The 21180-nt window shown below is 38.7% G+C and carries 20 protein-coding genes and 1 pseudogene; 8 read left to right on the top strand and 13 right to left on the bottom strand.

Going from position 1 to position 21180, the window contains the following annotated elements; translation table 11 throughout:
• Positions 1-256: 256 nt before the first annotated feature.
• Positions 257-1174 (bottom strand): NAD(+) kinase, encoded by a 918-nt coding sequence (locus tag AC012T_RS01655; protein WP_487062589.1) that lies wholly within the window; start codon positions 1172-1174, stop codon positions 257-259.
• 83 nt (positions 1175-1257) lie between these two features.
• The gene (locus tag AC012T_RS01650) at positions 1258-2256 is read right to left on the bottom strand and encodes an SDR family oxidoreductase (RefSeq protein ID WP_487066402.1); all 999 of its coding nucleotides are present in this window, start codon (positions 2254-2256) and stop codon (positions 1258-1260) included.
• A 27-nt stretch (positions 2257-2283) separates the two neighbouring features.
• On the opposite strand from AC012T_RS01650, the gene AC012T_RS01645 reads away from it, so the two are divergent.
• Positions 2284-2415: a hypothetical protein gene (locus AC012T_RS01645; RefSeq protein ID WP_487062588.1), complete on the top strand. Its 132-nt coding sequence runs from the start codon at positions 2284-2286 to the stop codon at positions 2413-2415.
• 48 nt (positions 2416-2463) lie between these two features.
• Here the strand turns inward: AC012T_RS01645 and petM are convergent, their stop codons facing one another.
• Complete coding sequence (gene petM / locus AC012T_RS01640; RefSeq protein ID WP_104387810.1) at positions 2464-2568, bottom strand: cytochrome b6-f complex subunit PetM; 105 nt, start codon at positions 2566-2568, stop codon at positions 2464-2466.
• A gap of 330 nt (positions 2569-2898) precedes the next feature.
• On the opposite strand from petM, the gene pdxA reads away from it, so the two are divergent.
• Both pdxA and AC012T_RS01630 read left to right on the top strand, forming a co-directional pair.
• Complete coding sequence (gene pdxA / locus AC012T_RS01635; protein ID WP_487062587.1) at positions 2899-3927, top strand: 4-hydroxythreonine-4-phosphate dehydrogenase PdxA; 1029 nt, start codon at positions 2899-2901, stop codon at positions 3925-3927.
• A 21-nt stretch (positions 3928-3948) separates the two neighbouring features.
• Positions 3949-4056: pseudogene (locus AC012T_RS01630) on the top strand (type II toxin-antitoxin system RelE/ParE family toxin); the annotation flags it as partial.
• Positions 4057-4328: 272 nt separating this feature from the next.
• Here the strand turns inward: AC012T_RS01630 and AC012T_RS01625 are convergent.
• A complete protein-coding gene (locus AC012T_RS01625) occupies positions 4329-5642 on the bottom strand; it encodes a tetratricopeptide repeat protein (RefSeq protein WP_487062586.1) in 1314 nt (437 codons plus the stop codon).
• A 264-nt stretch (positions 5643-5906) separates the two neighbouring features.
• Here AC012T_RS01625 and AC012T_RS01620 point away from each other — a divergent pair, with 264 nt between their 5' ends.
• From AC012T_RS01620 to AC012T_RS01610, 3 genes are all read left to right on the top strand, one after another.
• Positions 5907-6149, top strand: a complete 243-nt coding sequence (locus AC012T_RS01620) for a hypothetical protein (protein WP_487062585.1) — start codon at positions 5907-5909, stop codon at positions 6147-6149.
• A 226-nt stretch (positions 6150-6375) separates the two neighbouring features.
• The gene (locus tag AC012T_RS01615; RefSeq protein WP_487062584.1) at positions 6376-6831 is read left to right on the top strand and encodes a hypothetical protein; all 456 of its coding nucleotides are present in this window, start codon (positions 6376-6378) and stop codon (positions 6829-6831) included.
• A gap of 184 nt (positions 6832-7015) precedes the next feature.
• A complete protein-coding gene (locus tag AC012T_RS01610) occupies positions 7016-7177 on the top strand; it encodes a hypothetical protein (RefSeq protein WP_487062583.1) in 162 nt (53 codons plus the stop codon).
• Between the two features lie 11 nt (positions 7178-7188).
• On the opposite strand, the gene AC012T_RS01605 is transcribed toward AC012T_RS01610, so the two are convergent.
• The 3 genes from AC012T_RS01605 to AC012T_RS01595 form a co-directional block, all read right to left on the bottom strand.
• The gene (locus AC012T_RS01605; RefSeq protein ID WP_487062582.1) at positions 7189-7962 is read right to left on the bottom strand and encodes an endonuclease/exonuclease/phosphatase family protein; all 774 of its coding nucleotides are present in this window, start codon (positions 7960-7962) and stop codon (positions 7189-7191) included.
• A gap of 288 nt (positions 7963-8250) precedes the next feature.
• A complete protein-coding gene (locus AC012T_RS01600; RefSeq protein WP_015212585.1) occupies positions 8251-8967 on the bottom strand; it encodes a response regulator transcription factor in 717 nt (238 codons plus the stop codon).
• 429 nt (positions 8968-9396) lie between these two features.
• Entirely contained in the window at positions 9397-11034 is a 1638-nt protein-coding gene (locus AC012T_RS01595; RefSeq protein WP_487062581.1) for a TAXI family TRAP transporter solute-binding subunit, read from the bottom strand.
• 943 nt (positions 11035-11977) lie between these two features.
• Between AC012T_RS01595 and AC012T_RS01590 the strand changes: the two genes are divergently transcribed.
• The gene (locus tag AC012T_RS01590; RefSeq protein WP_487062580.1) at positions 11978-12430 is read left to right on the top strand and encodes a rhodanese-like domain-containing protein; all 453 of its coding nucleotides are present in this window, start codon (positions 11978-11980) and stop codon (positions 12428-12430) included.
• Positions 12431-12505: 75 nt separating this feature from the next.
• Here the strand turns inward: AC012T_RS01590 and AC012T_RS01585 are convergent, their stop codons facing one another.
• From AC012T_RS01585 to AC012T_RS01565, 5 genes are all read right to left on the bottom strand, one after another.
• Positions 12506-13135, bottom strand: coding sequence for a ribonuclease H-like domain-containing protein (locus AC012T_RS01585; protein ID WP_487062579.1), 630 nt, complete (start codon positions 13133-13135; stop codon positions 12506-12508).
• A 324-nt stretch (positions 13136-13459) separates the two neighbouring features.
• The gene (locus tag AC012T_RS01580) at positions 13460-14011 is read right to left on the bottom strand and encodes a CAP domain-containing protein (RefSeq protein WP_487062578.1); all 552 of its coding nucleotides are present in this window, start codon (positions 14009-14011) and stop codon (positions 13460-13462) included.
• Positions 14012-14348: 337 nt separating this feature from the next.
• Positions 14349-14864, bottom strand: a complete 516-nt coding sequence (locus AC012T_RS01575; RefSeq protein WP_487062577.1) for a CAP domain-containing protein — start codon at positions 14862-14864, stop codon at positions 14349-14351.
• Positions 14865-15174: 310 nt separating this feature from the next.
• Positions 15175-16413, bottom strand: coding sequence for a tryptophan synthase subunit beta (gene trpB / locus AC012T_RS01570; protein ID WP_487062576.1), 1239 nt, complete (start codon positions 16411-16413; stop codon positions 15175-15177).
• 331 nt (positions 16414-16744) lie between these two features.
• Complete coding sequence (locus AC012T_RS01565; RefSeq protein ID WP_438888869.1) at positions 16745-16978, bottom strand: hypothetical protein; 234 nt, start codon at positions 16976-16978, stop codon at positions 16745-16747.
• A gap of 162 nt (positions 16979-17140) precedes the next feature.
• Here AC012T_RS01565 and AC012T_RS01560 point away from each other — a divergent pair, with 162 nt between their 5' ends.
• Positions 17141-19210, top strand: coding sequence for an NAD(P)/FAD-dependent oxidoreductase (locus AC012T_RS01560; RefSeq protein ID WP_487062575.1), 2070 nt, complete (start codon positions 17141-17143; stop codon positions 19208-19210).
• Between the two features lie 219 nt (positions 19211-19429).
• On the opposite strand, the gene AC012T_RS01555 is transcribed toward AC012T_RS01560, so the two are convergent.
• Positions 19430-21043 carry a hypothetical protein gene (locus AC012T_RS01555; RefSeq protein WP_487062574.1) on the bottom strand — a complete coding sequence of 538 codons (1614 nt, stop codon included), beginning with the start codon at positions 21041-21043 and terminating at the stop codon, positions 19430-19432.
• Between the last annotated feature and the right edge of the window lie 137 nt (positions 21044-21180).

The following is a 21180-nucleotide window of genomic DNA, read 5'->3' as shown; positions in this document are numbered from 1 at the left end:
ATCTTGCTATACCAGGTGGGGATTTTTAGGTAATTAGTGATTGGGGAAAAATTATTACCTATTACCCTCTGCCCAAAATCTTAAACCATGATACTTGTATCAATCTAGTGTCAACGATGTTTGAAAACGTTGAGATATCAATCCTCGACATTTCCAAGGTGCAATTTTAATTACTCATTCCAAATACAATTCCCTCACTAGCAATTCTGGAAGGAAACAACCCTAAGATAGAGTTTTTACCTCTGAACACTGATAATTAAGGCAGTTCTACAGAATTGGGTTTAGCAATATGTGGCAGACCCCAACCTAGTTTTTCCCGTAAAATTCGGAAAAACTCTGGTGATTGTAAGCGAATGAATTTAGCACTGTATGGCGATCGCTCTAAATATACGCGATCTTCAGGCCAAACATAACATCCTCCGTTTCCATCTACCACCATCACCATGCGAGGGACATTGACTGGATAGATGTTAACTGGTTCACTATCAGGAAACACCAAAGCCCTAGAAGCCAGAGAATGGGGACAAATTGGTACTAGCTGCAACACTGGTACACCAGGAGTTACCACTGGACCACCGGCGCTTAATGAATAAGCAGTCGAACCCGTTGGAGTAGAAACAATTACACCATCGGCGGCAATATCCACTGCGGCATGATGACCAATTTCGATTTCAAAATGGCACATTGATGTCAATGGTTCCCGATGTAGCACCATTTCATTTAAGCAAAGAGCTTCCCATAATACCGAATCTCCCCGCAGAACTTTGACAGTTAGCATGACTCGTTCTTCGATTTCATACTTACCTGTCATGACCTGTTCTATTGCTTGGGGCAATTGGTTAAGATACGCTTCTGTCAAAAATCCCATATGACCAGTATTTACTGTCAATAGTGGGATACCGCAAGGGGCAACTTGACGCGATGCTGCTAAAACAGTGCCGTCTCCCCCCAGCACCACTGCAAACTCCATGTCTGAGTCAAAACCAGGGGGATTTAGACCTTCTATTGGGGTGTGACATACAGGACTATCTGGATTACAGTAGCCCAATATACCACCGATACTCGTTGTTACACACACATCCCAACCAGCTGCGGTTAGCTGATCTTTCAGTTCGATAGCGACACGAACCGCTATCGGTTTAATGTCGTTGTAGATAATGCCTGCTTTCGGCACACTCAAATATCCAAGTTTAGGCGACGCTTGATCTCTAGTAATCGTTACACATTTTTGGCTAATGTAGTCATTAGTCTGGAATTTTATTGACTATTAACTTTTGAAGACTGTTTAAAAGGGGTTTTTTTATCTTTTTGCTTTTTGTTTTTGGTTTTCTCGTAGTCTAACTCCTTCAGCTTTTTCATAATTCGGCTGAAGTACTCTTGCAGATAGGTTTCTACAGTAGCTGTTTGTTGTTTGTCTAAACCAAATACTGTATAAACTTCATCCATAGGCGCATTTAATGGTCTGCCACTAGCTAAGACTTCTGTAAAGGCTAGTCTGTCAGCAACATTCCATCCCCACTGAAAGAACCGCAGCAAACCCTGCACACTGCGAAGTAAGCCAATCGGCATCCTTGTGACTCTGGCATCTTTCCCAGATAAGCGTTCACATATGTTAATTATTTCTTCTGCACTCCAAGCACGAGTACCAACTACAGGGAAGGCTTGATTTTGGGTTTCTGGCACACTTAAAGCGCGGATAGCAAATTTAGCAATATCTTGAGTATCCATATAAGCAACTGGTGAAGATGCACCTGTTACCCACACTGGTTGATTTTCCAAAATGGGGATGCCATATTGACCAATTAACCCTTGCATAAAACCAGCTAACCGTAAAACGGTGTAGTTCAAGCCGGATTCAGCTAAATATAATTCTGTACACCGCTTAATTTCCATGAGCGGTACTTTGGGGTATTTTTCGGCATCGAGAATGGAAAAGAAGATAAAACGCTCTACATTGGCAGCTTTGGCAGCTTGAATTAATGCTACCTTGCCATCCCAATCTACTTGTTTAATAGTTAGTGAGTCTGTGGGACGAGATGTAGAAGCGTCAATGACTGCGGTGACACCTTCTAATGCTGCTTCTAGAGTTTGGGGATAACACAAGTCTCCTCTGACTAGTTCTGCGCCCCATTCTTTTAGGAATGCTGCTTTTTTGTTACTGCGGACTAAACAACGTACCTTATACCCCTCATCGATAGCACGACGAGCCACTTGTCTTCCTAAGGTGCCAGTGGCACCGACGATTAATAATGTCATGAGGGTCATTATAAATTTTAATGTTTTATGAAAAGAATCTTAACAGAATTCTCTATAATAAATAAAACTTTACATATTTTTAATGTAACAGGAGTCAGGAGTCAGGAGTCAGGAGTCAGGAGTCAGGAGTCAGGAGTCAGGAGTCAGGAGTCAGGATAAAGAAAGATTAATGCTCTCCTCATCTTCCCTGCACCCCTGTACCTCTGCTTATTCTTCTGCGCCTTGAATTTTTAGCAATAATGCGCCTAAAGCCCAACCTACGAAGATTAAGCCGAAAGATAACATAGCTGCATTTAAGATTTCGCCGCCCATTTGCTGTGATTCTCCTTTGTGAAGTGAATGGTTTGTTAATGTTTCCTGTTTGTCAGACTGCTTAATTTGACTTGATGGTGCAAATCTCATTTTTGCTAGTCTGACCACTGAGGCTAACTAGGTCTAATCCCAGCACTGCGATCGCTACTTTGGGATTAGACCTTTGAGAATAATTCTAGACCAGTTTAGCAGCTATGGTGGTGTAGCCCAACGAGACTCAGGTGTATAGACCTGGGGAAAATAAATGTTGATGGGTAATAATAATTTAAGCAAGGCTAATGTCACGGATTATCTATAGCAAAATTAATAATAATGTGACATGGAAATTTTATGTATCAAATCAATAAACGTCCAAGATTAGCATTGACGCTGGGAGATCCAGCAGGAATTGGGACAGAGGTGATTTTGAAAGCTTTGGCAGATCCGGAAGTTAGTCAAAACTGTGATGTGGTGGTGGTGGGTAGCCGAGATTTACTGTTCCAGAATTATGAGAAATTAATTAAAAATTTGACATCTTTGGCAAATCCATCTGATTTGTCTGTGATTGATGTTCCTAGTGGTGGTGAAATTATTATAGGTGTGGGTGATGCGAACAGTGGTGCAGCGAGTTTTGCTTATATGGAATATGCTATAGCTCAAACTTTGGCTGGTGAATTTGATGGTATTGTTACCGCACCTATCGCTAAATCGGCTTGGAAGGCAGCGGGATATAATTATCCAGGACAAACGGAGCTTTTAGCCGCAAAGGCTGGTGTTGACCGTTTTGGAATGTTATTTGTCGGGCGATCGCCTTTTACTGGTTGGACACTCCGGGCTTTACTAGCTACTACACATATCCCCTTACGTCAAGTAGCGGATACTTTAACACCCCAATTATTGACTCAGAAACTTGATTTATTAGTGGAGTGTTTAGAGAGAGATTTTGGGATCAAAAATGGGAGAATTGCGATCGCAGGTTTGAATCCCCACAGCGGTGAAATGGGACAACTGGGAACCGAAGAAATAGATTGGCTAATTCCCTGGATTGAGTCAGAAAGGTGCAAGCGTCCAAATATGCAGCTAGAGGGGCCAATACCACCAGATACAATGTGGGTTAAACCGGGTATTGCTTGGTATGGTAATTCTGACATCAAAAATCCCGCTGATGCTTACTTGGCACTTTATCACGACCAAGGCTTAATTCCGGTGAAGTTGATGGCTTTTGACCGGGCTGTAAATACTACTATTGGTTTACCGTTTGTCAGAACTTCCCCAGATCATGGAACAGCTTTTGATATTGCAGGTAAAGGAATTGCTGACGCAACGAGTATGAAAGCAGCGATACAGTTAGCGGTGGAGTTGGTAAAGCAGAAAACATAAGATTATAGGTTTTCATGTGCTGGCTACCGTATGTACCTTGAACAAGAAGATTTAAAAATTATTTTTCTCTTGTGTGGTGGAGACAAAAGCACTCAAGTCCAAGACATTAGTAAAGCATTATTGATCTAGAGTGTGGGATTTTAGTTGTTTGATGGTGCGACTTAGAAATAATTTGTCTTCACCAAAGTATAAGTATGTTGGCATGGTAGTACGGCAATATGATTGTCGTACATGAGCATTAGCTCTAAACTTAATATGTAGATTTTATTCCATAGCTAATTCTAATAGGCGATAATAAGCGATCATCTTTAAAGGCAGGACACGAATAGTTGGCGAATGTTTGTCATATTTAAAAGTAGCTTTTATCATCGCTTAAAAAGCTTTCATTTGTTACTTTTTTCCTAAAAAATTTGTTTGTTCCACCAAGGTGTATTTTGAATTTCCTGTTGAATATTATAAATTTCTTTTTGTAATAGTTTAACTTTATCTAACATAGATTTTTTAGAAAAAAATTCTATTGATATTTCAAATTCTTTAATCGCTTTTTTATATTCTTTTTTCTGTTTGAAGATATAACCTTTTTGAGCATAAGCAGCAGCATAATCAGGATCTATTTTAATTATTTCGTTAATATCGGTTATGGCACTACGTAGATTTCCAATTTTAGCCTTTGTAAAGGCTCTCATATAGTAGGCATCCATACAAGAGGAATCTTGTTGCAAGGCTTGAGTATAATCTCCAATAGCTTGGTTATATTCCTTTAATTTTAAATAAATATTTGCACGTTTTAAATAGGCATTAATTAAGCTAGGGTTTAGCTTAATAACTTTAGTTAAATCTTCTAAAGCATTAGTATTAGCATTGATAGCAGTATAAGCTTCAGCACGGTACGAATAGCAATCAATACTTTCTGGTTTAATTTTGATAGACTCACTTAAATCAGAAATAGCGTTTTTGTATTTGTTTAATTCTAGGTAGAGACATCCTCGCATAAAATATGCTTCAAAAAAATTTGATTTTAGTGTAATAGCTTGAGAATAATCGGCAAGTGATTTATCATAATCTTTTTGCTTTAAAAAAAGATTTCCTCGCTGTAAATAAACATTCAAATTATCAGGATTAACCGTATCTATGGTAATACTTTTAGAATAGTCTGCAATTGCTTTTAGGTCATCACCCAAAGTAGCAAAAATATGTCCTCTATTTATATAAGCATTAATATGATTAGGGTCTATCTCAATAGTTTTATTATAGTTTTTGATGGCTTCTTGATAATCACCTGTATCAGAAAAAATGCAGCCTCTTAAAAAATAAGCATTGGCATATTTAGAATTTATAGAAATAGCTTTTGTGAAATCTTCAATAGCTTCAACATATTGTTTTTTGTTTAAAAATTCGACTCCTCTATAGAAAAAATCTTCATCACTTTTAAAGAAATCTAAGACAGAACCAATTTTTTTGGTGGCTTCTCCAAATATATCTGTTATGACCTTACCTGTAGCTTTGACTTTTTCTTCTCCTGCTGCACCAGCAAAAGCACCGCCCACAATTAGTATAGGTACAGCTAAAGGTAGACTAGTAATACCTACGGCTATTCCAGCAGCTAGTGCTGCGCCTCCTCCCAAAACTGATCCTGTTGCATTTTTCTTATTGAATTCGTTTTCAGACAATTGATTAGCTGTTTCGACAGTTTCTTTTAAAATTTCCCAATTCATGTTGATACCTCTATTTTTTAATTATACTTAGCTACAGTATATACAAAAATATAATATGCAATTTTATTTTGATAAAACAATTCCCAATAATTGATGGCACTAAGTTATTGGAGTCGCAATCGCTTTTTGCCTTGCCGATGTAGTCCCCTGTGGTGGAAGTCAGGAAATACATTTTATGTATAAAAAGTGATTTATTTGACGTAAACGATTAAACGTATTTACATAATAGACAATAAAATTATTATAGTTGTAACAACAAAACATATGCCGAGATTACTTGTCAATTACAAAAAAGTTGAAGAAGTTTATGGTTTGTTTGAGGAAGCTGAAAAAGCACTTAATAAATGGAAAACTAAAGCAGATTTAAATGGGTTATCATATATTGAATCAGATTTAATTATTTATAAAGATAATTTGTGTAAATGGATTCCAGGGTATGGTAACTATGGTGGCTATGTAACCGTATGGGGAATTTATATTAGCAATAATTTATATGAATTACTCTAGTAGATAAGTAAATTCCCTCTAATTAGATCCTCAAAATCTTAACATTCAATACTTTCCGTATAATTACTATGATAGGATTTATTTGTGCAAACTTTTGACAATAATTTTTTGGAAATTTATTATGTCGTCTTACTCTTTCTTTATCAAGAATTTTCCATATAGATGTAATCATTTATTAAATACATATTATCATTTAGCGAAGACAACAGACACAGAGTTAACTCTAATGATATCTATAGCTTCTTCGGGATTTATTATACCCTATGAAAGACTACATTCTAAGGGTTATGATAAAATTCCAAAAAATACTAAAAAACAAATTGAAAGTTTTTTAAAAAGAGATTTTATAGATTTTTTTATTTGTGATAAAGAAACAACTTCATCTTGGCATATTGGCGAAGATATTATTTACAAAGGTGGTGATTTTGTTAAAAATTTGCAACCAGTATTAAACGATCTTAAATTAGTAAGCGAACAACATAAAGTAGATTACATACTCAGAATTTTAAGGAATGCAATGGCTCATGGTAGTATATTTACAAGCGGAGCAGCTTATATAGATAAAATATACTTTTTTGACGAACGAAAGAAAGCCGTTATAGAAGTGTCACCTGATGATTTTCATCTGTTTCTACAAAACTGGTTTCAGTATCTATCCGAATTAGATTTCGGAGAAGTTTAGATAATCGGGTTTATCCATCTTGCCCCAGTTATAAGTCCCCTTCTTGCAATTTTTATTTAAATCTAGCTTCTAGATATCCTAATAATAATAATAGATAAGCGCAACTATTTAGTTATTGTATTGAATATATCAGATACGCAGAGAGAAAAGAAAAAAATTACTGTTAAATAAGGCGCTCAAAAATGTGATTGAGGCACAAGGTGGAATTGATAAACTGCCAGTACCAGTACAGCAATGTTACGACAAATTGACTCAGATGCTATCTGAGAAGGGAGAAATTGAATTTTATTGTTTAACTGCCTTATTGGATGCTTTAGGATTACAGTTAGGAGTAACCGTTAAATAAGCCTGAGTTTTTTATTCCCTATTCCCTATGCTTAATTTCACAATTACCGGAAAGTGATCAGCAGGCCAAACCCCTTCCCATTGTTGACGGTCAATAATTACCTGTTCTATCTGGAAAGAGCGATCGCAATATATTGTATCTATAGCATCCCAAGCTTCACCTGTAAAATCGTGAAAGGTTTTCTGTTGTTCTAAGGGAAGGGTGGCTAAAGCATCTTGGATTTTATGATGATCAGCTAAAATTAGCCGCGCTAGGGTGCTGGGATTAGCATTAAAATCCCCTGTGAGTAGTAGGTGGTCTTCTGGTGCAAATTCCCCTAAACGGTGACTAATTAACGCTGCACCTAACTCTCTGGCTTTAGCATTTTCGTGATCTAGATGGGTATTGACGATAGTTAAAGAAATTCCAGGATGACTCACTTCAAAATTAGCCCAAGTGGCCATGCGTGGTAAACGAGTTCCCCAAGTGATGCTACCAGGGATTTCTGGGGTATCGCTGAGGTAAAAATCTTTGGTTTGTTGAAGCTTGAGACGTTGGGGATTGTAGAAAACTGCACAATGTTCACCTTCTCCTGTCCCAGTGCGATCGCCCCCTATAAATTTATATTCTGGTAAAAGTGCTTGTAAATCAAGCAGTTGATGAGATTTCCCTTCCTGTGTCCCCAGTAAATCCGGTTGGTAGTGTTGGATTAAAGATGCGATCGCACCTACACGTTTTTCCCACTGACGTACCCCCGGATCTGGTTTATCGTAGCGGAGGTTAAAACTCATTACCGTGATTTTCATGAACTTCTTTAATTTAATCAATATTAAAAAGGATATATATAGTCAGCCTATCTTTTCTAGTCCTAAAATAACTGAAGTACAGAAACTTAAACAAAAATCCAAAATCCAAAGTTGCTATGAGGCTTGAGTAGACACAAATTCCCTGACCAGATTTAGCTCCAATATCTTAATTAGCACGAATAATCTAACCAAGCCTCAAAAAAATCCTTAATAAATTCAGATTTTCAACCAATTTGTTCAGCAAGAACAGCATTAATAATTTAACGAGTTGCTTGGGAAATTGGAAATTTAAACTTTGCTACCTTCAGGTGGTTCAAACTTATAACCATAACCACGAACGGTTTTAATAAATTCTGGCATACTCGAATCAGCTTCCATTTTTTTGCGTAGCTGACCAATATGTACATCCACAACTCTTCCGTCTCCTACATAGTCACAACCCCATATTTTTTGAATTAGTTGGGGACGACTCCAAGCCTGACCAGGATGGCTGGCTAAAAAATGTAAAATATTAAACTCTAAAGCTGTTAAAGCCAAAGGTTTATCATTCAGCGTTACCTCTCTACCTTCTGGATTAATTGCTAACTGTTTAAAAATGAGACGTTGTGATTGACTAGGATGGATATAACGAATACGTCTTAAAAGCGCTTCCACTCTGACTTCTACTTCTGCCAAGCTAAATGGTTTAGTCATGAAGTCATCTGCACCTGCTGCCAAAACTCTAATTTTATCCGCTTCATCATTCCTACTAGTGAGTATCAAAACTAAAACATTTGTGCGACTCTGCATTTCTTGACAGAGTTTGTAGCCATTAGCATCTGGCAAATTCCAATCCAGAATTACTAATGCAGGGTTAAATTGGTCAAACAACGCCAGCGCAGTTTTACCGTCTGCTGCTGACTCTATTTGATATTTGCGACTGAGGAAACGGTAAACGAGATTTCGGACACTGAAATCGTCATCTACAACCAGAATCTTGGGAATAGTCGTGGGAAGCATATCCATAATGCAATACAGTCTATGACTTGAATTAGGCAATTTGCTGTGGCGATAGATGAGTCTAGATGTTGTTGAGAGTGTAATTGCTCCTACCCTAGCTCAGATTGAATAATACGCTAGTACAGATATACACTTAATTTTCCCTGAAGTTTATCCAAACTTTATAATAATGCTTACAGAATCTATAGGTAATGTATGATTTTGGTATTTTTCAAAAAACTTTTGGTATAATTTTACGATTACATACCTAAAATTGAATAGCATCTCAATAGCTGTATCTGTAAAAATACTTATTACCCTTAAAAAATATATTACTAATATATTTCAAAGTAGGAATTACGCAAGATGTGACTGAAAACCTTATTCCTGTGTAGGGATAATTTATGAATTACCACAATTCTGGTTCTGTTTTGCGTAAGTCCTATAAAGGTCTCTTTAACTTTTGCGATCAATTGCATCTCTTGTAGCTTTATAAGCTTCGACAAAAGTTCGGAATGATTCTTGGGATATATTTTCTGAAACCAAATCGCCTACTACTTGTTCAAGAATTTGATCTAGCTTTTGTTGCAATAAATCCTTATTTTGCTGGCGATGTTGCAACAATTTAACTACTATCTTAATATATTTTGCAGAATTTTCTCTTTGCTTCTGTTCAATAACTAATTGAGAAACTTGTCTATCTCTTTCTATAGCTTCTCTAGTATTTTTGTAGGCTTCATTAAAAGTTCGGAATGATTCTTGTGAAATTTTTTCATCCACCAAAGCTTTAGCTGCTTCATTGAAGGTTTTGTCAAGCATTTTCTGCCTATCTTCAAGCTTGTATTGGTCTTCTTTCATCAAATTAATAGCTAATTTTAGGTACTCATCAGCTTCATCTTTTTTACTTCTTTCAATCCATAATTTTAGTTGTTTAATCCATTCAACTAAAATTAAAAAAGCTGTCAATAATAAAGCTATATAGTCGGCATTTTCTTGGACAAAAGTTGGTTTGTCTCTTTCATAAAAATCCAAAGCACCAGGATGTAAAGAGATATCAATACCACTAGTGTCACTAGGACGATTAATATCAGCGATTAATGGTTTAACTTCAGTGTGTTCTTGAGAAATTTCGTTGGCTATTTCTTGGCGATATTCATATATAATTTGTGTTAATTCCCTAATTATCCTAGCATCTACTTGATCACTTGCTAATAACAGCCTTGATATAGCTACTGTAGGTAAGTTAGTAGTCGGCATAGGAGGATTACCTCTGTATGCTCCTTGGGGAATAATAGCAGTTTCAAAGGCAGGCTGTTTAATTTTCATCGCTTCTGCCTGTGTGATTGGTAATAATTTTCCCTGATAATTGTTGACAAAATTAGAGATGGATTTATTGCCTGCGGCTCGAACTCGGAATACCGCATCTGCTTTGTTTTCATTAAAGTCTTGATCTGCGGTATTATCGTTGTAACCATTAATGGGTTTACCATTACTATCTAAGCCTGTAATTTTAAAGTCTTTTTGGCTCAGACCATAATGTTCTGCTATTTTGAGAAAAGATTCGTATTGACCCCCACTAGCAGTTACAGCAATTCTTTTACCTTTGAGTTGAACGAATTGGTTAATCTGAGGATCTTTGACAACTAACTGAAACAGATCTCTATATAATACAGACACAGTTTTAGCTGTGGGTTTTTTGTGGTAATTTAAAAATATAGGTTTATCGCTAGATAAAGTACCAATTTTTTGAGAAGTTACATCTGCCTGTGCAGTTACTAACTGGGCATTACCTTCTAATAACATCTGTAAGTTTTTTGTTGTACCACTGGTTTCTTTGACTATAATTTTGATATTTGATCTACGTTCAACTACTTTTTGTATAGCTTCGCTAATAATATAGCTTTCTCCTTGTTTGTCTCCAGCAGCAAGAGTTAGATGGGGAGTTGATAAACGATTGATTACGTTCCAAGCAATGATTGCAAATATGCCGATGCTGGCAAGTCCGAGATTTACAAAAATGAGCTTAGATAAAGGATCGAGAGTTAGAAAAAATTTGAAAAAATCAGAATGAGTATTTTTTTTAGATTTCGCCATATTCGCAAAGTTTCCATTTACTAAATAGACATAGGAGTGTGAATTAAATATGCGTGACTTGAAACCCTTAGAGAACTCCACAAAAAAGATGATCCAATCTTGTGGGATGGGCAGCCCGTCCTTGTATTATTAGCGGGCAAGATGCCCGCACCACAAGAAATTTTGGGATATTTTTTTAATTGGAGAACCCTTATAGAGACGTTCCCTGTAATACTATTTATGAAGCTGCGCTGAATTTTGTAACTTTGTCTTTTTCTCCTTTGTGTTCTCTGTGCCTCTGTGGTTCGTTCCTTTCTAAATTTGGCGCATTTTTATACAGAATTGGTATAAGGTCTCTACAATCTTTTTCACTCCTCTGTCTAATGACCAAATGGGATTCTCAAAGTATTTAACTTTCATGAGCATAAATTTTAATACATGAAAAAGGGTCACTATTCCCAATTTTCCGGCAATGTTTTGTTGTAGGAAACTGATATGTATTGAGTTACAATAGAATGTCTTTGATTTGATTTAAGAAGAGATTATGAAAATGTAAAATTAAGAATAAAATTTTGGATTATTTTGTATTTTGTAGTGAATAAATTTTTCAAGTAAATTTTTTAGCTGAAATTGAATTGAATAAAAAACATATAGCCGTTCCCCTGCTCGTGAGGTACAAAGTTTTTTGTTTTAGGGAACTCTCAACAGTGAATAAATTGGTGTGTACTTCATTAGACTGGGAAACGCTATATAGTTTTTTCTTAATCGGGTTTTGTTCCTATATACTCTTCCCTGTTAAAAGTTCCCTTTTGAAAAACTCCAGTTCTCAACTTGGACGAGGTTTAATAAGTTTGTATCAAGTTGAATACATCGAAAGAGAGATATTTTTATTCATCCTCAAGAAAGATAAAATCAGGATGATTTTTTTGTTAATTTACTGTTAGTCCTTGCACTAACAAAACCTATGAATAACAATCCTATAAGTGGCATTATTCCTCAACAGCCACCAATAGAAGCCGAGTCTGATGTTCATGTAGTTAAGTCTCGGTTGGAATGGGGTGAACCGGCATTTACAATTTTGGATGTGCGCGATCGCTCGACATACAACGAAGGTCATATCATGGGAGCAATGCCTATGCCCATAGATGACCTCACCGAGCGTGCAGTGGACTCTTTAGATAAAAGCCGTGATATTTATGTTTACGGTACGAATCAGGGTCAAACTGCTCAAGCTGCCCAATTATTGCGTTCTGCTGGATTTGAACACGTATCTCAACTCAAAGGCGGTTTGAGTGCATGGAAAGCAATTGGTGGCCCAACAGAAGGCATTATTGAATCCAGAACTCCCGCAGGTGCAGATGATTACAATGTTGTCTCTCGGATGCAAAATCATTTAGAAAATCAGCAGAGAAATTAGGGAATTGGGGAGGAATCTATCTATCTTCTGACTCCTGACTCCTGACTCCTGACTCCTGACTCCTGCTGTATTTCCTCAGTGTTCAAATAAATCTTTGAACTGCAACAAATCCAAGGAAACTATTGTTGGCAGAACTTGGAAGCATTCTTGTGCTAGTTGCCAACGTCCTTCTCGTTGTAGCATTTGGGTGAGCTTTTGCTGTATGTTCAGTAAGTAACGCACATCGTTGGCAGCGTAACTGAGTTGAGCTGCTGATAAATTAGTGGCGTTTCCCCAATCAGAACTTTGAGAGCTTTTGTCTAGTTCTACTTGTTCCAATTCTTGTACCACATCTTTGAGTCCATGACGATTGGTGTAAGTACGAGCTAACTTACTAGCAATTTTGGTACAAAAAACAGGTTGAACCTGGATTCCTAAGTTATGACGTAAAGTAGCGACATCAAAACGGGCAAAGTGAAATACTTTGAGGACATGGGGTGCTTCCAGAAGTTGTTTTAAGTGAGGGGCTTCTGTTTGTCCTTGAGCGATGCGGATAGCTGTTACCTGTCCTTCTGGGTTGCACAATTGGATGAGACACAAGCGATCGCGCTGTGGTAATAGTCCCATCGTTTCGGTATCCACAGCCAGAGCATCAAATTTTAAATATTGGGAGAGAGTGGCCGCATCCAAATCGCGATCGCAAACTTGAAAATTGTCTAATGTCATAAAATTTGCTCAGAAATAATAAATTATAGTGTCTTTCGGTTAATTACGAATAACTTTAAATTAACCTGAGTTCGACATCAGATAATTTGTGGAAAAATCGCCCCCAGTAAGAGTCTCAAACCCTTATTCTCTCGCTCTTAAAAATCATAACTCCGTTCGCGTAGCGTCTCCATTCGGCGAAGCCGTGCCGTAGGCATAGGAGAAACTCCAAACTCCGAACTCAGGTTAAATTACCCTGTCAGACACCAAATTATGACAACAGCAGTAGGGCTATGTTGCAATACGTCCCTACTGTAATTTCCCCCAAAAAATTACTTATCAGATCTATCTAGTATTTAAAAATATTTGCGTGAGGTAGACTTCACCTTTAGCATTAGTGGCTACACCAACCCCTGTAAGTTTATATTCTCCATGAATATTCTTTAAATGTCCAGGACTATTTAACCAACCAATTACAGCTTGATTTGCGGGATTACTATATCCGACGTTAAAAGCTACATTTTCCGCTGCACTATTATAACTAAGAGGTATAGCTTTAACTCGTTGTTCAAATCCATGATGACTAAACTTAACTATACCATTAGCCATATTTTGACTGTGAATTCTTGCTTGCTGAGAGATATTTGCATTTAAAATTAACGTTGGCATTCCTTGAGCAGCCCGATATTGATTAATTTGCTCAAAAACTAATTTTTCTAGAGTAGAATTTTGAGAATTAAGGTTCGATGCTATCACTGCCTGACTAGAAAGATTCAATGACTGCTGAGTTTGAGAAATTTTTTTGGTAAAACTATTACCGGTAATAGGAGCTGTCATGAACCCACTAGCAAGGACAAGCGTACTTAAAGCCATGCCAAAAGCAGTTTGTCGGAACATAGAGAATTAGGTAGTGTATGAATTGATGAGACATATACTCTATCTTCTGATTTCAGAATAAATACCAGGATACTATCAAGTATTTATCAACTGAGGAATTACCTGATTTTCCAAACTTCTGAGTTCAGTTTTATCAAGATGGCATTTTATTTCCCTGAAAATCTGCCAATTTTATGACCTTTTTAAAACCCTGGTATCCAGTATATGTCAGTAGTAGATGCCTTACTTCATTAAATGTTCTTGACACTACATTATTAATCAAAAAAATATAAAAAAAATAGTATCCACTGACAGATGTCATGGATACTAAAATTATTAAACAGGTATTTCACAAAACTTATCTTGATCGCAGGAAAATTTGTGTGAAATAAATTTGCCCTCGGCTATTATTCGCTACACCAATTCCCGTGAGGTTATAGTTACCTTTAATGTTGGTTAAATGTCCTGTACTTTTCAGCCATCCTTGAACTGCTGTAGTAGCTGGATCACTAGAACCTTGGTTGTAAGCAACATTCTCCGCAGCTGCACTGAAGGGAATAGCGATCGCTTGAACTCGTGATTGAAATCCGCTATGTCCAAAGCCGACTTTACCACTAGCCATGTTTTGACTGTGAATTCTGGCTTGATTGTCAATCTGAGAATTACGAGTTAGTGCAGGTAAATTTTGGGAAGCCCGGTACTGATTGATTTTCTGAAAAACAGATGCCTCTATTGCCGCTGTATTAACAGTACCTTGTGCAACCTGGTAGCTAGGAGTTAATACGGTTGGAGAATGAGGTGCTGAACTAGCTATCCCACCACTAACTAAAACCAATAATCCTGCACCAGCGGCTGAAATAGTGTTTTTAAACATAATTTATCACTGCTCAAAAAATATGAGTTAGGGATGTACCTGAGTTCGATATAAGATAATTTGTGGAAAACTCGCCCCCACTAGGAGTCTCAAACCCTTATTCTCTCGCCCTTAAAAATCATAACTCCGTTCGCGTAGCGTCTCCGGAGGAGAAACTCCGTTCGCGTAGCGTCTCCGTTCGGCGAAGCCGTGCCGTAGGCATAGGAGAAACTCCTAACACCGAACTCAGGTGGATGTAGATTAAATCACCAAGTTAATGAAATTATCTACAAACTTTTTAGAGTGTGTTAGGAACACACCCCGATTGTACTCATTGAATTAAGAACTTAGCCGCTGTTTGCACATCTTTATCACCTCGTCCAGAACAGTTGATGATAATTCGGGGACTACCAGAGAGTTGGGGACACAAAGTTTCTAGATAAGCGATCGCATGAGAAGTTTCCAAAGCAGGTATAATTCCCTCTAGCTTCGATAACCGCTGAAAAGCATCCAAAGCCTCAGCATCAGTCACACTGTAATATTCAGCCCGTCCAGTATCTTTCATATAGCTGTGTTCTGGCCCCACACCAGGATAATCTAACCCAGCACTAATCGAATGGGGTTCAATAACTTGGCCATCATCATCTTGCAAAAGATAACTCATCGAACCATGCAAAACACCAACTTGTCCTTTTGTCAAAGTTGCCGCGTGTTTGCCAGTATTCACACCTTCTCCCGCTGCTTCCACACCAATTAACCGCACAGATGACTCCTTCACAAACTCGTGAAAAAGTCCCATTGCATTAGAACCACCACCCACACAAGCCATCAGAATATCAGGTAAACCGCCCCATTTTTCCATCGCCTGAGCGCGGGTTTCTTCACCAATTACAGCATGAAAATCCCGTACCATCATTGGGTATGGATGAGGCCCAGCCACAGAACCAAGAATGTAATGGGTAGTCTCCACATTCGTTACCCAGTCGCGGATGGCTTCAGAAGTGGCATCTTTGAGAGTTCCTGTACCCGCAGACACAGGGCGAACTTCAGCCCCCATCAGCCGCATTCTGAACACATTTAAAGCTTGGCGTTCCATATCATGAACACCCATATAAATCACGCATTCTAAACCAAAACGAGCGCAAACAGTTGCCGTCGCTACTCCATGTTGTCCTGCACCTGTTTCCGCAATAATTCGCTGTTTGCCCATGCGCTTCGCTAATAATACTTGACCAAGAGCATTATTAATTTTATGTGCGCCAGTGTGATTTAGATCTTCACGTTTTAAATAAATTTGCGCCCCTGTGCCATCAGGACGAGCATAATGACTAGTGAGACGTTCAGCAAAATATAACGGTGTAGCACGTCCTACATAATCGCGCAGTAAACCTTGCAATTCTGCCTGAAAAGCAGGTTCGTTACGATATTGCTGATAAGCTGTTTCTAGTTCAGCTAAAGCAGGCATCAAAGTTTCCGGAACGTATTTACCACCGAAGCGGCCAAAGCGTCCCAGATTATCAGGTACTGAAGCGGTTTGTGAAAAATTTGGGGAAAGGGGTGTAGTAGTCACGGATTGGGTACAAATTAGAGAACAAAGTTAATTTTAATTCTAGAACTGCTGAGGATAACTTGAGTTCGGAGTTCTGAGTTCGGAGTTTCTCCTCCGGAGACGCTACGCGAACGGAGTTATGATTTTTAAGGGCGAGAGAATAAGGGTTTGAGACTCCTAGCGGGGGCGAGTTTTCCACAAATTATCTGATGTCGAACTCAGGTGAGGATAGTTATTCCTTTAGATGGCTGTACAGCTTTCTGAAATATTTCCAAAAGTAATCAGACTTCCTTTTAATTTTTAATTTTGCCCTATGGTACTAGTCTATACAAGGTAGAATGCCAAAGGAAGATTAGGGGAAACTGTCCCATGCTTGGGCAACCAACTTACTGAGCCAACGTCGTTGTTGCCTATCTAACACAGTGTCATCCGCTAACACCTGGGCAGTTAATTCTTCTAAAGATTGACCTTGAGCGCGAACAAGTTGAACCACTCCGGCAATTACGGCTGCTACCAGTTCTTCATCAACTGGCTGTTGTCGAAGTGCAAAAATTTCTTGGGGACTGTCTGGGATAGGATAATTCATGGTATGAGTTTACAGAAGTTCTAAAATGATTAATAAAGTTAACAACTTATTAAAATTTCTTAATTCAATGGTGATGCAACTGATAGGGGGGAGTCTAACGCACTTCCCGTCTTTGTCAAATCTTTCGTAGTGAGTAGATCGATGGGAGATATCAGCAGAAATATGAAAGAAATTCTTTACTTAGAAGTTCCTACAACTGACACTGTGGCTGTACGCAACTGGCTACAGGTAGATTTTGCACCGGGAAATGGGGAAAAGTTGCTGACAGCGGATGGTTTTCGTCTGAGCAGCCCTGTTGTCTCTGTGGAGTCAGGTTTGCCAGATGAACTTTCTGTGTTTGTCTGGTCGGTACAGCACACTACTTATCTCAAGGTATTCCGTTGGGCTGAGAAACCCTTTGCTAATGAGGGGCAAATCCTCCAACGTCTAACCACAGAAATCCGCAGCCATTTCCCCCATAGTTATCCAGAACTACCAGAAATTGATTTCCAAAAGTCGATTTTCGCAGAGCTAGAACCTTATTATCCCCTAACTGTCAAGTACTTTCAGAAAATGCCTAATGGGGAATATGACCTCAAGCGTGCTTATTGGTGGGAGCAACGTTGGCGAGAAGGGGTCAGAAATCCGCAAAAGCCTCGTCAGGTGGTATTTTCTGCGGGAAACAGGGAAGAGGGAAAGCCCAATCTCCAGTATGACCTCATTTACATTGGTGGGGCTTTAGGTTCAATTCATGCGGCTTTGATGGCTAAGTTAGGCTATAAAGTCTTGTTGGTGGAACGTTTACCTTTTGGCAGAATGAATCGGGAATGGAATATTTCCCGTGATGAAATCCAATGTTTGGTTAATTTGGGTTTGCTGACAAATGCTGAGTTGGAAACAATTATTGCCAGGGAGTATAAAGACGGGTTCAATAAATTTTTTGATGGGAATAATCCCTCTCATCTCAAAGCACCGATTTTACACACGCCTACTGTGCTGAATATAGCTCTAGATTCTGAAAAATTACTGCAAATATGTGGGCAGAAATTACAAGCTGCGGGTGGTGATATCTGGGATGAAACAGAGTTTATCCGAGCAGATGTGAGTAACACACAAGTTGTTTTGAGTGTCAAGCATTTACCGAGTGGTCATGAAAAGCAAGTGAGTGGAAGATTGCTGATAGATGCGATGGGAACTGCTTCACCTATTGCTTGGCAATTAAATGGTGGTAGGGCTTTTGATAGTGTTTGTCCAACGGTGGGAGCAGTAATTGACAAGGGATTTGAGCCGGGAGTCTGGGATTCTGATTATGGAGATGTTCTCTATAGTCATGGAGATATTTCTAGAGGTAGACAGTTAATTTGGGAGTTGTTTCCTGGGGTTGGGGAAGAACTCACGATTTATCTGTTTCATTATCATGAGGTGAATGGGAAAAATCCTGGTTCTTTGTTGGAAATGTATGAGGACTTTTTCACGATTTTGCCAGAGTATCGTCGCTGTGACATGGATAAACTGGTGTGGAAAAAGCCGACTTTTGGTTATATACCGGGGCATTTTAGTGTTAGTAGTAGCGATCGCACAATTGCTTTTGATAGATTAATTGCCATTGGTGATGCTGCCTCACTCCAGTCACCTCTAATCTTCACTGGGTTTGGTTCCCTAGTTCGCAATTTGGAGCGTTTAACCACTCTATTAAATACAGCCCTCAAACATGACTTATTAAGTTTCCAGCATTTAAATCAAATTCGTGCCTACCAAAGTAACGTTGCTGTCACTTGGTTATTTTCTAAAGGCATGATGGTTCCCACAGGGAAATTTATCCCCCCTCAAAGGGTAAATTCTATGCTCAATACCTTCTTTGGCTTATTAGCAAACGAACCCCCAGAAGTGGCAGATAATTTCATTAAAGATCGCTGTGATTGGTTAACCTTTAACCGTCTAGCCTTGAAAGCAGCAAGAAAAAATCCAGCATTGCTACTATGGATTTGGCAAATGGCTGGGCTTAAAGATTTGCTTAGATGGTTGGGTAATTATGTCAACTTCTGTCGTCACGCTCTAGTCAGTGCTTTTTTAAGCAAATGGTTCGCTAGTTTCCTCAAGTCGAATCAATCTTGGTTAGAACCCCGTTATCCCGGATTGTGGTTACAGTTGTTAACAATTAATTATGCAATTTCTACCGGCAAACCACTATGGCACAATCAGGTAGTCCAAGTTAACCCAAAAGCAGTAACTCAACAATTGAGTACCAAGTAACGAGTAACGAGTACCGAGTACCGAGTACCGAGTAGTGAGTAGTGAGTAGTGAGTAGTGAGTACCAAGTAATGAGTAACGAGTGCTACCTAAGTTCGACATAAGATAATTTGTGGAAAACTCGCCCCCAGTAGGAGTTTCAAACCCTTATTCTCTCGCTCTTAAAAATCATAACTCCGTTCGCGTAGCGTCTCCAAAGGAGAAACTCCGAACAATGACTCTTATTCTTCATCGTTGACTTTTGATTCATGACCCTTGGTGCGAAAATTTGGTAATTCTACCGATGCCAATGACTTGCGACCCTTGGGTGGGCGCTGGGGATAAATCAACGGTGAAGGTGATTTATTATCTTGGGGATATTCACCCAATGGTTCTGGGGTAAAACTGTGCTTTGGTAATTTCGACGTTGTAGATGGTGAAACATCTGACCAATAGTCCTCAATTTCTAAAGCATTTGTTTCTTGGTGTGGAGAAGTGGGAATTATTGATGGATCATTAGAGGCAGAAATGAGATAATCATCCACCCCTGCACTGTAGGTAGCAGCTGTATTAATAATATCCGTTGCTAAATCTTGTTCTATTATAATTTTTGTTTTTTCAGCATTCTCCGCAATAGATGCTAACGTTTCTGAGATAGGCGGATCAGCTTGATGAGGTTGCTCATTATCTGCCGTTGTTAGTGGAATTGCTGTTGTAGGTGCAGAGGTGAAAAACATTTGAATGAGACTCTCCAACTGCTGGTCTATGTTGGAGGAATGAGAATTAGAAACAGCATCTGATGTAATTACAGATTCATTATCTTCTAAAGAGGCAGCTGTTTCCGTCGGTGTGCTGGTGCGTTCATCATCCAACCAGTTTTCAGAAGATACAGAAATTGGTGCAGAATAATTTTTTTCGTGTGAGCATGGCGTTAAAGGTTCCACCCAAGAACTATCAGCGTGTTGATGTTCTAAGTGTTGGTGTAAACTACCACAAGTATCACCCACAAAATCTGATTCTGCTGACCAAGGTTTAATAGGCTGTGCATTGGGGAATAGCGATCGCGCTTTTCTAGAGAATCTTGTATGTCCACCAGTTACGTCATGGGGATGATGGGCTTTATCCTCTAGGGTGTCATAGTTAGGAACAGACGTATCTAGACATTTTTCTAGAGCCGCTTTAAATTGTAGCGTTTGACGTTGTTGACGCATCAGTCTAGTCCGCAACTCCCGACAAGTATTCTCTGAATGCGATAGCTGCTGAGACTGTTCAGTGTAGTTAGTTTGCAGCAATGAACACTGACGTTCTAATTGAGCTAGGCGTTGCTGGCTAATTTGTAAATGTGCTTTATGAGTTTCGATGAAAATTTCTTGACTTTGAACAGTTTGTATAGCCGTTTCTAACTGTTGAAATAGGGACTCAATTTGCTCTTGTGCAGCTGAAAGCTCCTGAGTTTGTTGATTTAGCATCGAATCTGTGACGCTGGAGCGTTTTTTTTGCCATTGCAAAATCTTTTCTGCTTCAGCTAATTCGTGTTTTAACTGTTCTACTTGAGAGTACAAGTCACCATTAGCTGTGCTTAACTCTTGATTCAGGGTCAGTAATTTATGAAATTCAGAGTCTACAACTGCTTGTTTCTCACTATCAGGTTCTGCAACCCAGTCTTTTTGAGTATTGACTACGGGTTCACACTGCTGTTCTGCGGCTGGGTTCAGGAGTGGTAAATTAGTCACGGCCATATTTTCATCATGGACAACTGAGTAAAAAGGACAACTTGCCAGATCTGATGATGGCGAATTTGCAGAATTTAGGGGTTCAATCACAGTGCCGTTGTTTGAGGTGTCAGCTATATTCATCACTCTTGACCCACCTGCTTAAAAGTATTCAGTAGTGTTTATGACAACATTGCTGATCAACTGAGTTAAATTCAGGATTTCCTCTAGAAGCCAAGTTTAACTCTCTTTCAGCATGAGTGGCTAGTACTATCAGGTAG

This window comes from Anabaena sp. EIM26, assembly GCF_057568715.1.
The sequence above is the reverse complement of the archived record's forward strand: the minus strand, read 5'-3'. Positions and strand labels throughout refer to the sequence as shown.

Excerpts from the sequence above, each read along its gene's own strand:
- AC012T_RS01615 (WP_487062584.1), top strand. The coding sequence starts at position 6,376 with ATGATATCTATAGCTTCTTCGGGATTTATTATACCCTATGAAAGACTA.
- AC012T_RS01645 (WP_487062588.1), top strand. The coding sequence starts at position 2,284 with ATGAAAAGAATCTTAACAGAATTCTCTATAATAAATAAAACTTTACAT.
- AC012T_RS01575 (WP_487062577.1), bottom strand. The coding sequence starts at position 14,864 with ATGTTTAAAAACACTATTTCAGCCGCTGGTGCAGGATTATTGGTTTTA.
- AC012T_RS01650 (WP_487066402.1), bottom strand. The coding sequence starts at position 2,256 with ATGACATTATTAATCGTCGGTGCCACTGGCACCTTAGGAAGACAAGTG.
- AC012T_RS01605 (WP_487062582.1), bottom strand. The coding sequence starts at position 7,962 with ATGAAAATCACGGTAATGAGTTTTAACCTCCGCTACGATAAACCAGAT.
- AC012T_RS01580 (WP_487062578.1), bottom strand. The coding sequence starts at position 14,011 with ATGTTCCGACAAACTGCTTTTGGCATGGCTTTAAGTACGCTTGTCCTT.
- AC012T_RS01560 (WP_487062575.1), top strand. The coding sequence starts at position 17,141 with ATGAAAGAAATTCTTTACTTAGAAGTTCCTACAACTGACACTGTGGCT.
- pdxA (WP_487062587.1), top strand. The coding sequence starts at position 2,899 with ATGTATCAAATCAATAAACGTCCAAGATTAGCATTGACGCTGGGAGAT.
- AC012T_RS01565 (WP_438888869.1), bottom strand. The coding sequence starts at position 16,978 with ATGAATTATCCTATCCCAGACAGTCCCCAAGAAATTTTTGCACTTCGA.
- AC012T_RS01620 (WP_487062585.1), top strand. The coding sequence starts at position 5,907 with ATGCCGAGATTACTTGTCAATTACAAAAAAGTTGAAGAAGTTTATGGT.
- petM (WP_104387810.1), bottom strand. The coding sequence starts at position 2,568 with ATGGGCGGCGAAATCTTAAATGCAGCTATGTTATCTTTCGGCTTAATC.
- AC012T_RS01600 (WP_015212585.1), bottom strand. The coding sequence starts at position 8,967 with ATGGATATGCTTCCCACGACTATTCCCAAGATTCTGGTTGTAGATGAC.
- AC012T_RS01555 (WP_487062574.1), bottom strand. The coding sequence starts at position 21,043 with ATGAATATAGCTGACACCTCAAACAACGGCACTGTGATTGAACCCCTA.
- AC012T_RS01625 (WP_487062586.1), bottom strand. The coding sequence starts at position 5,642 with ATGAATTGGGAAATTTTAAAAGAAACTGTCGAAACAGCTAATCAATTG.
- AC012T_RS01590 (WP_487062580.1), top strand. The coding sequence starts at position 11,978 with ATGAATAACAATCCTATAAGTGGCATTATTCCTCAACAGCCACCAATA.
- AC012T_RS01595 (WP_487062581.1), bottom strand. The coding sequence starts at position 11,034 with ATGGCGAAATCTAAAAAAAATACTCATTCTGATTTTTTCAAATTTTTT.
- AC012T_RS01585 (WP_487062579.1), bottom strand. The coding sequence starts at position 13,135 with ATGACATTAGACAATTTTCAAGTTTGCGATCGCGATTTGGATGCGGCC.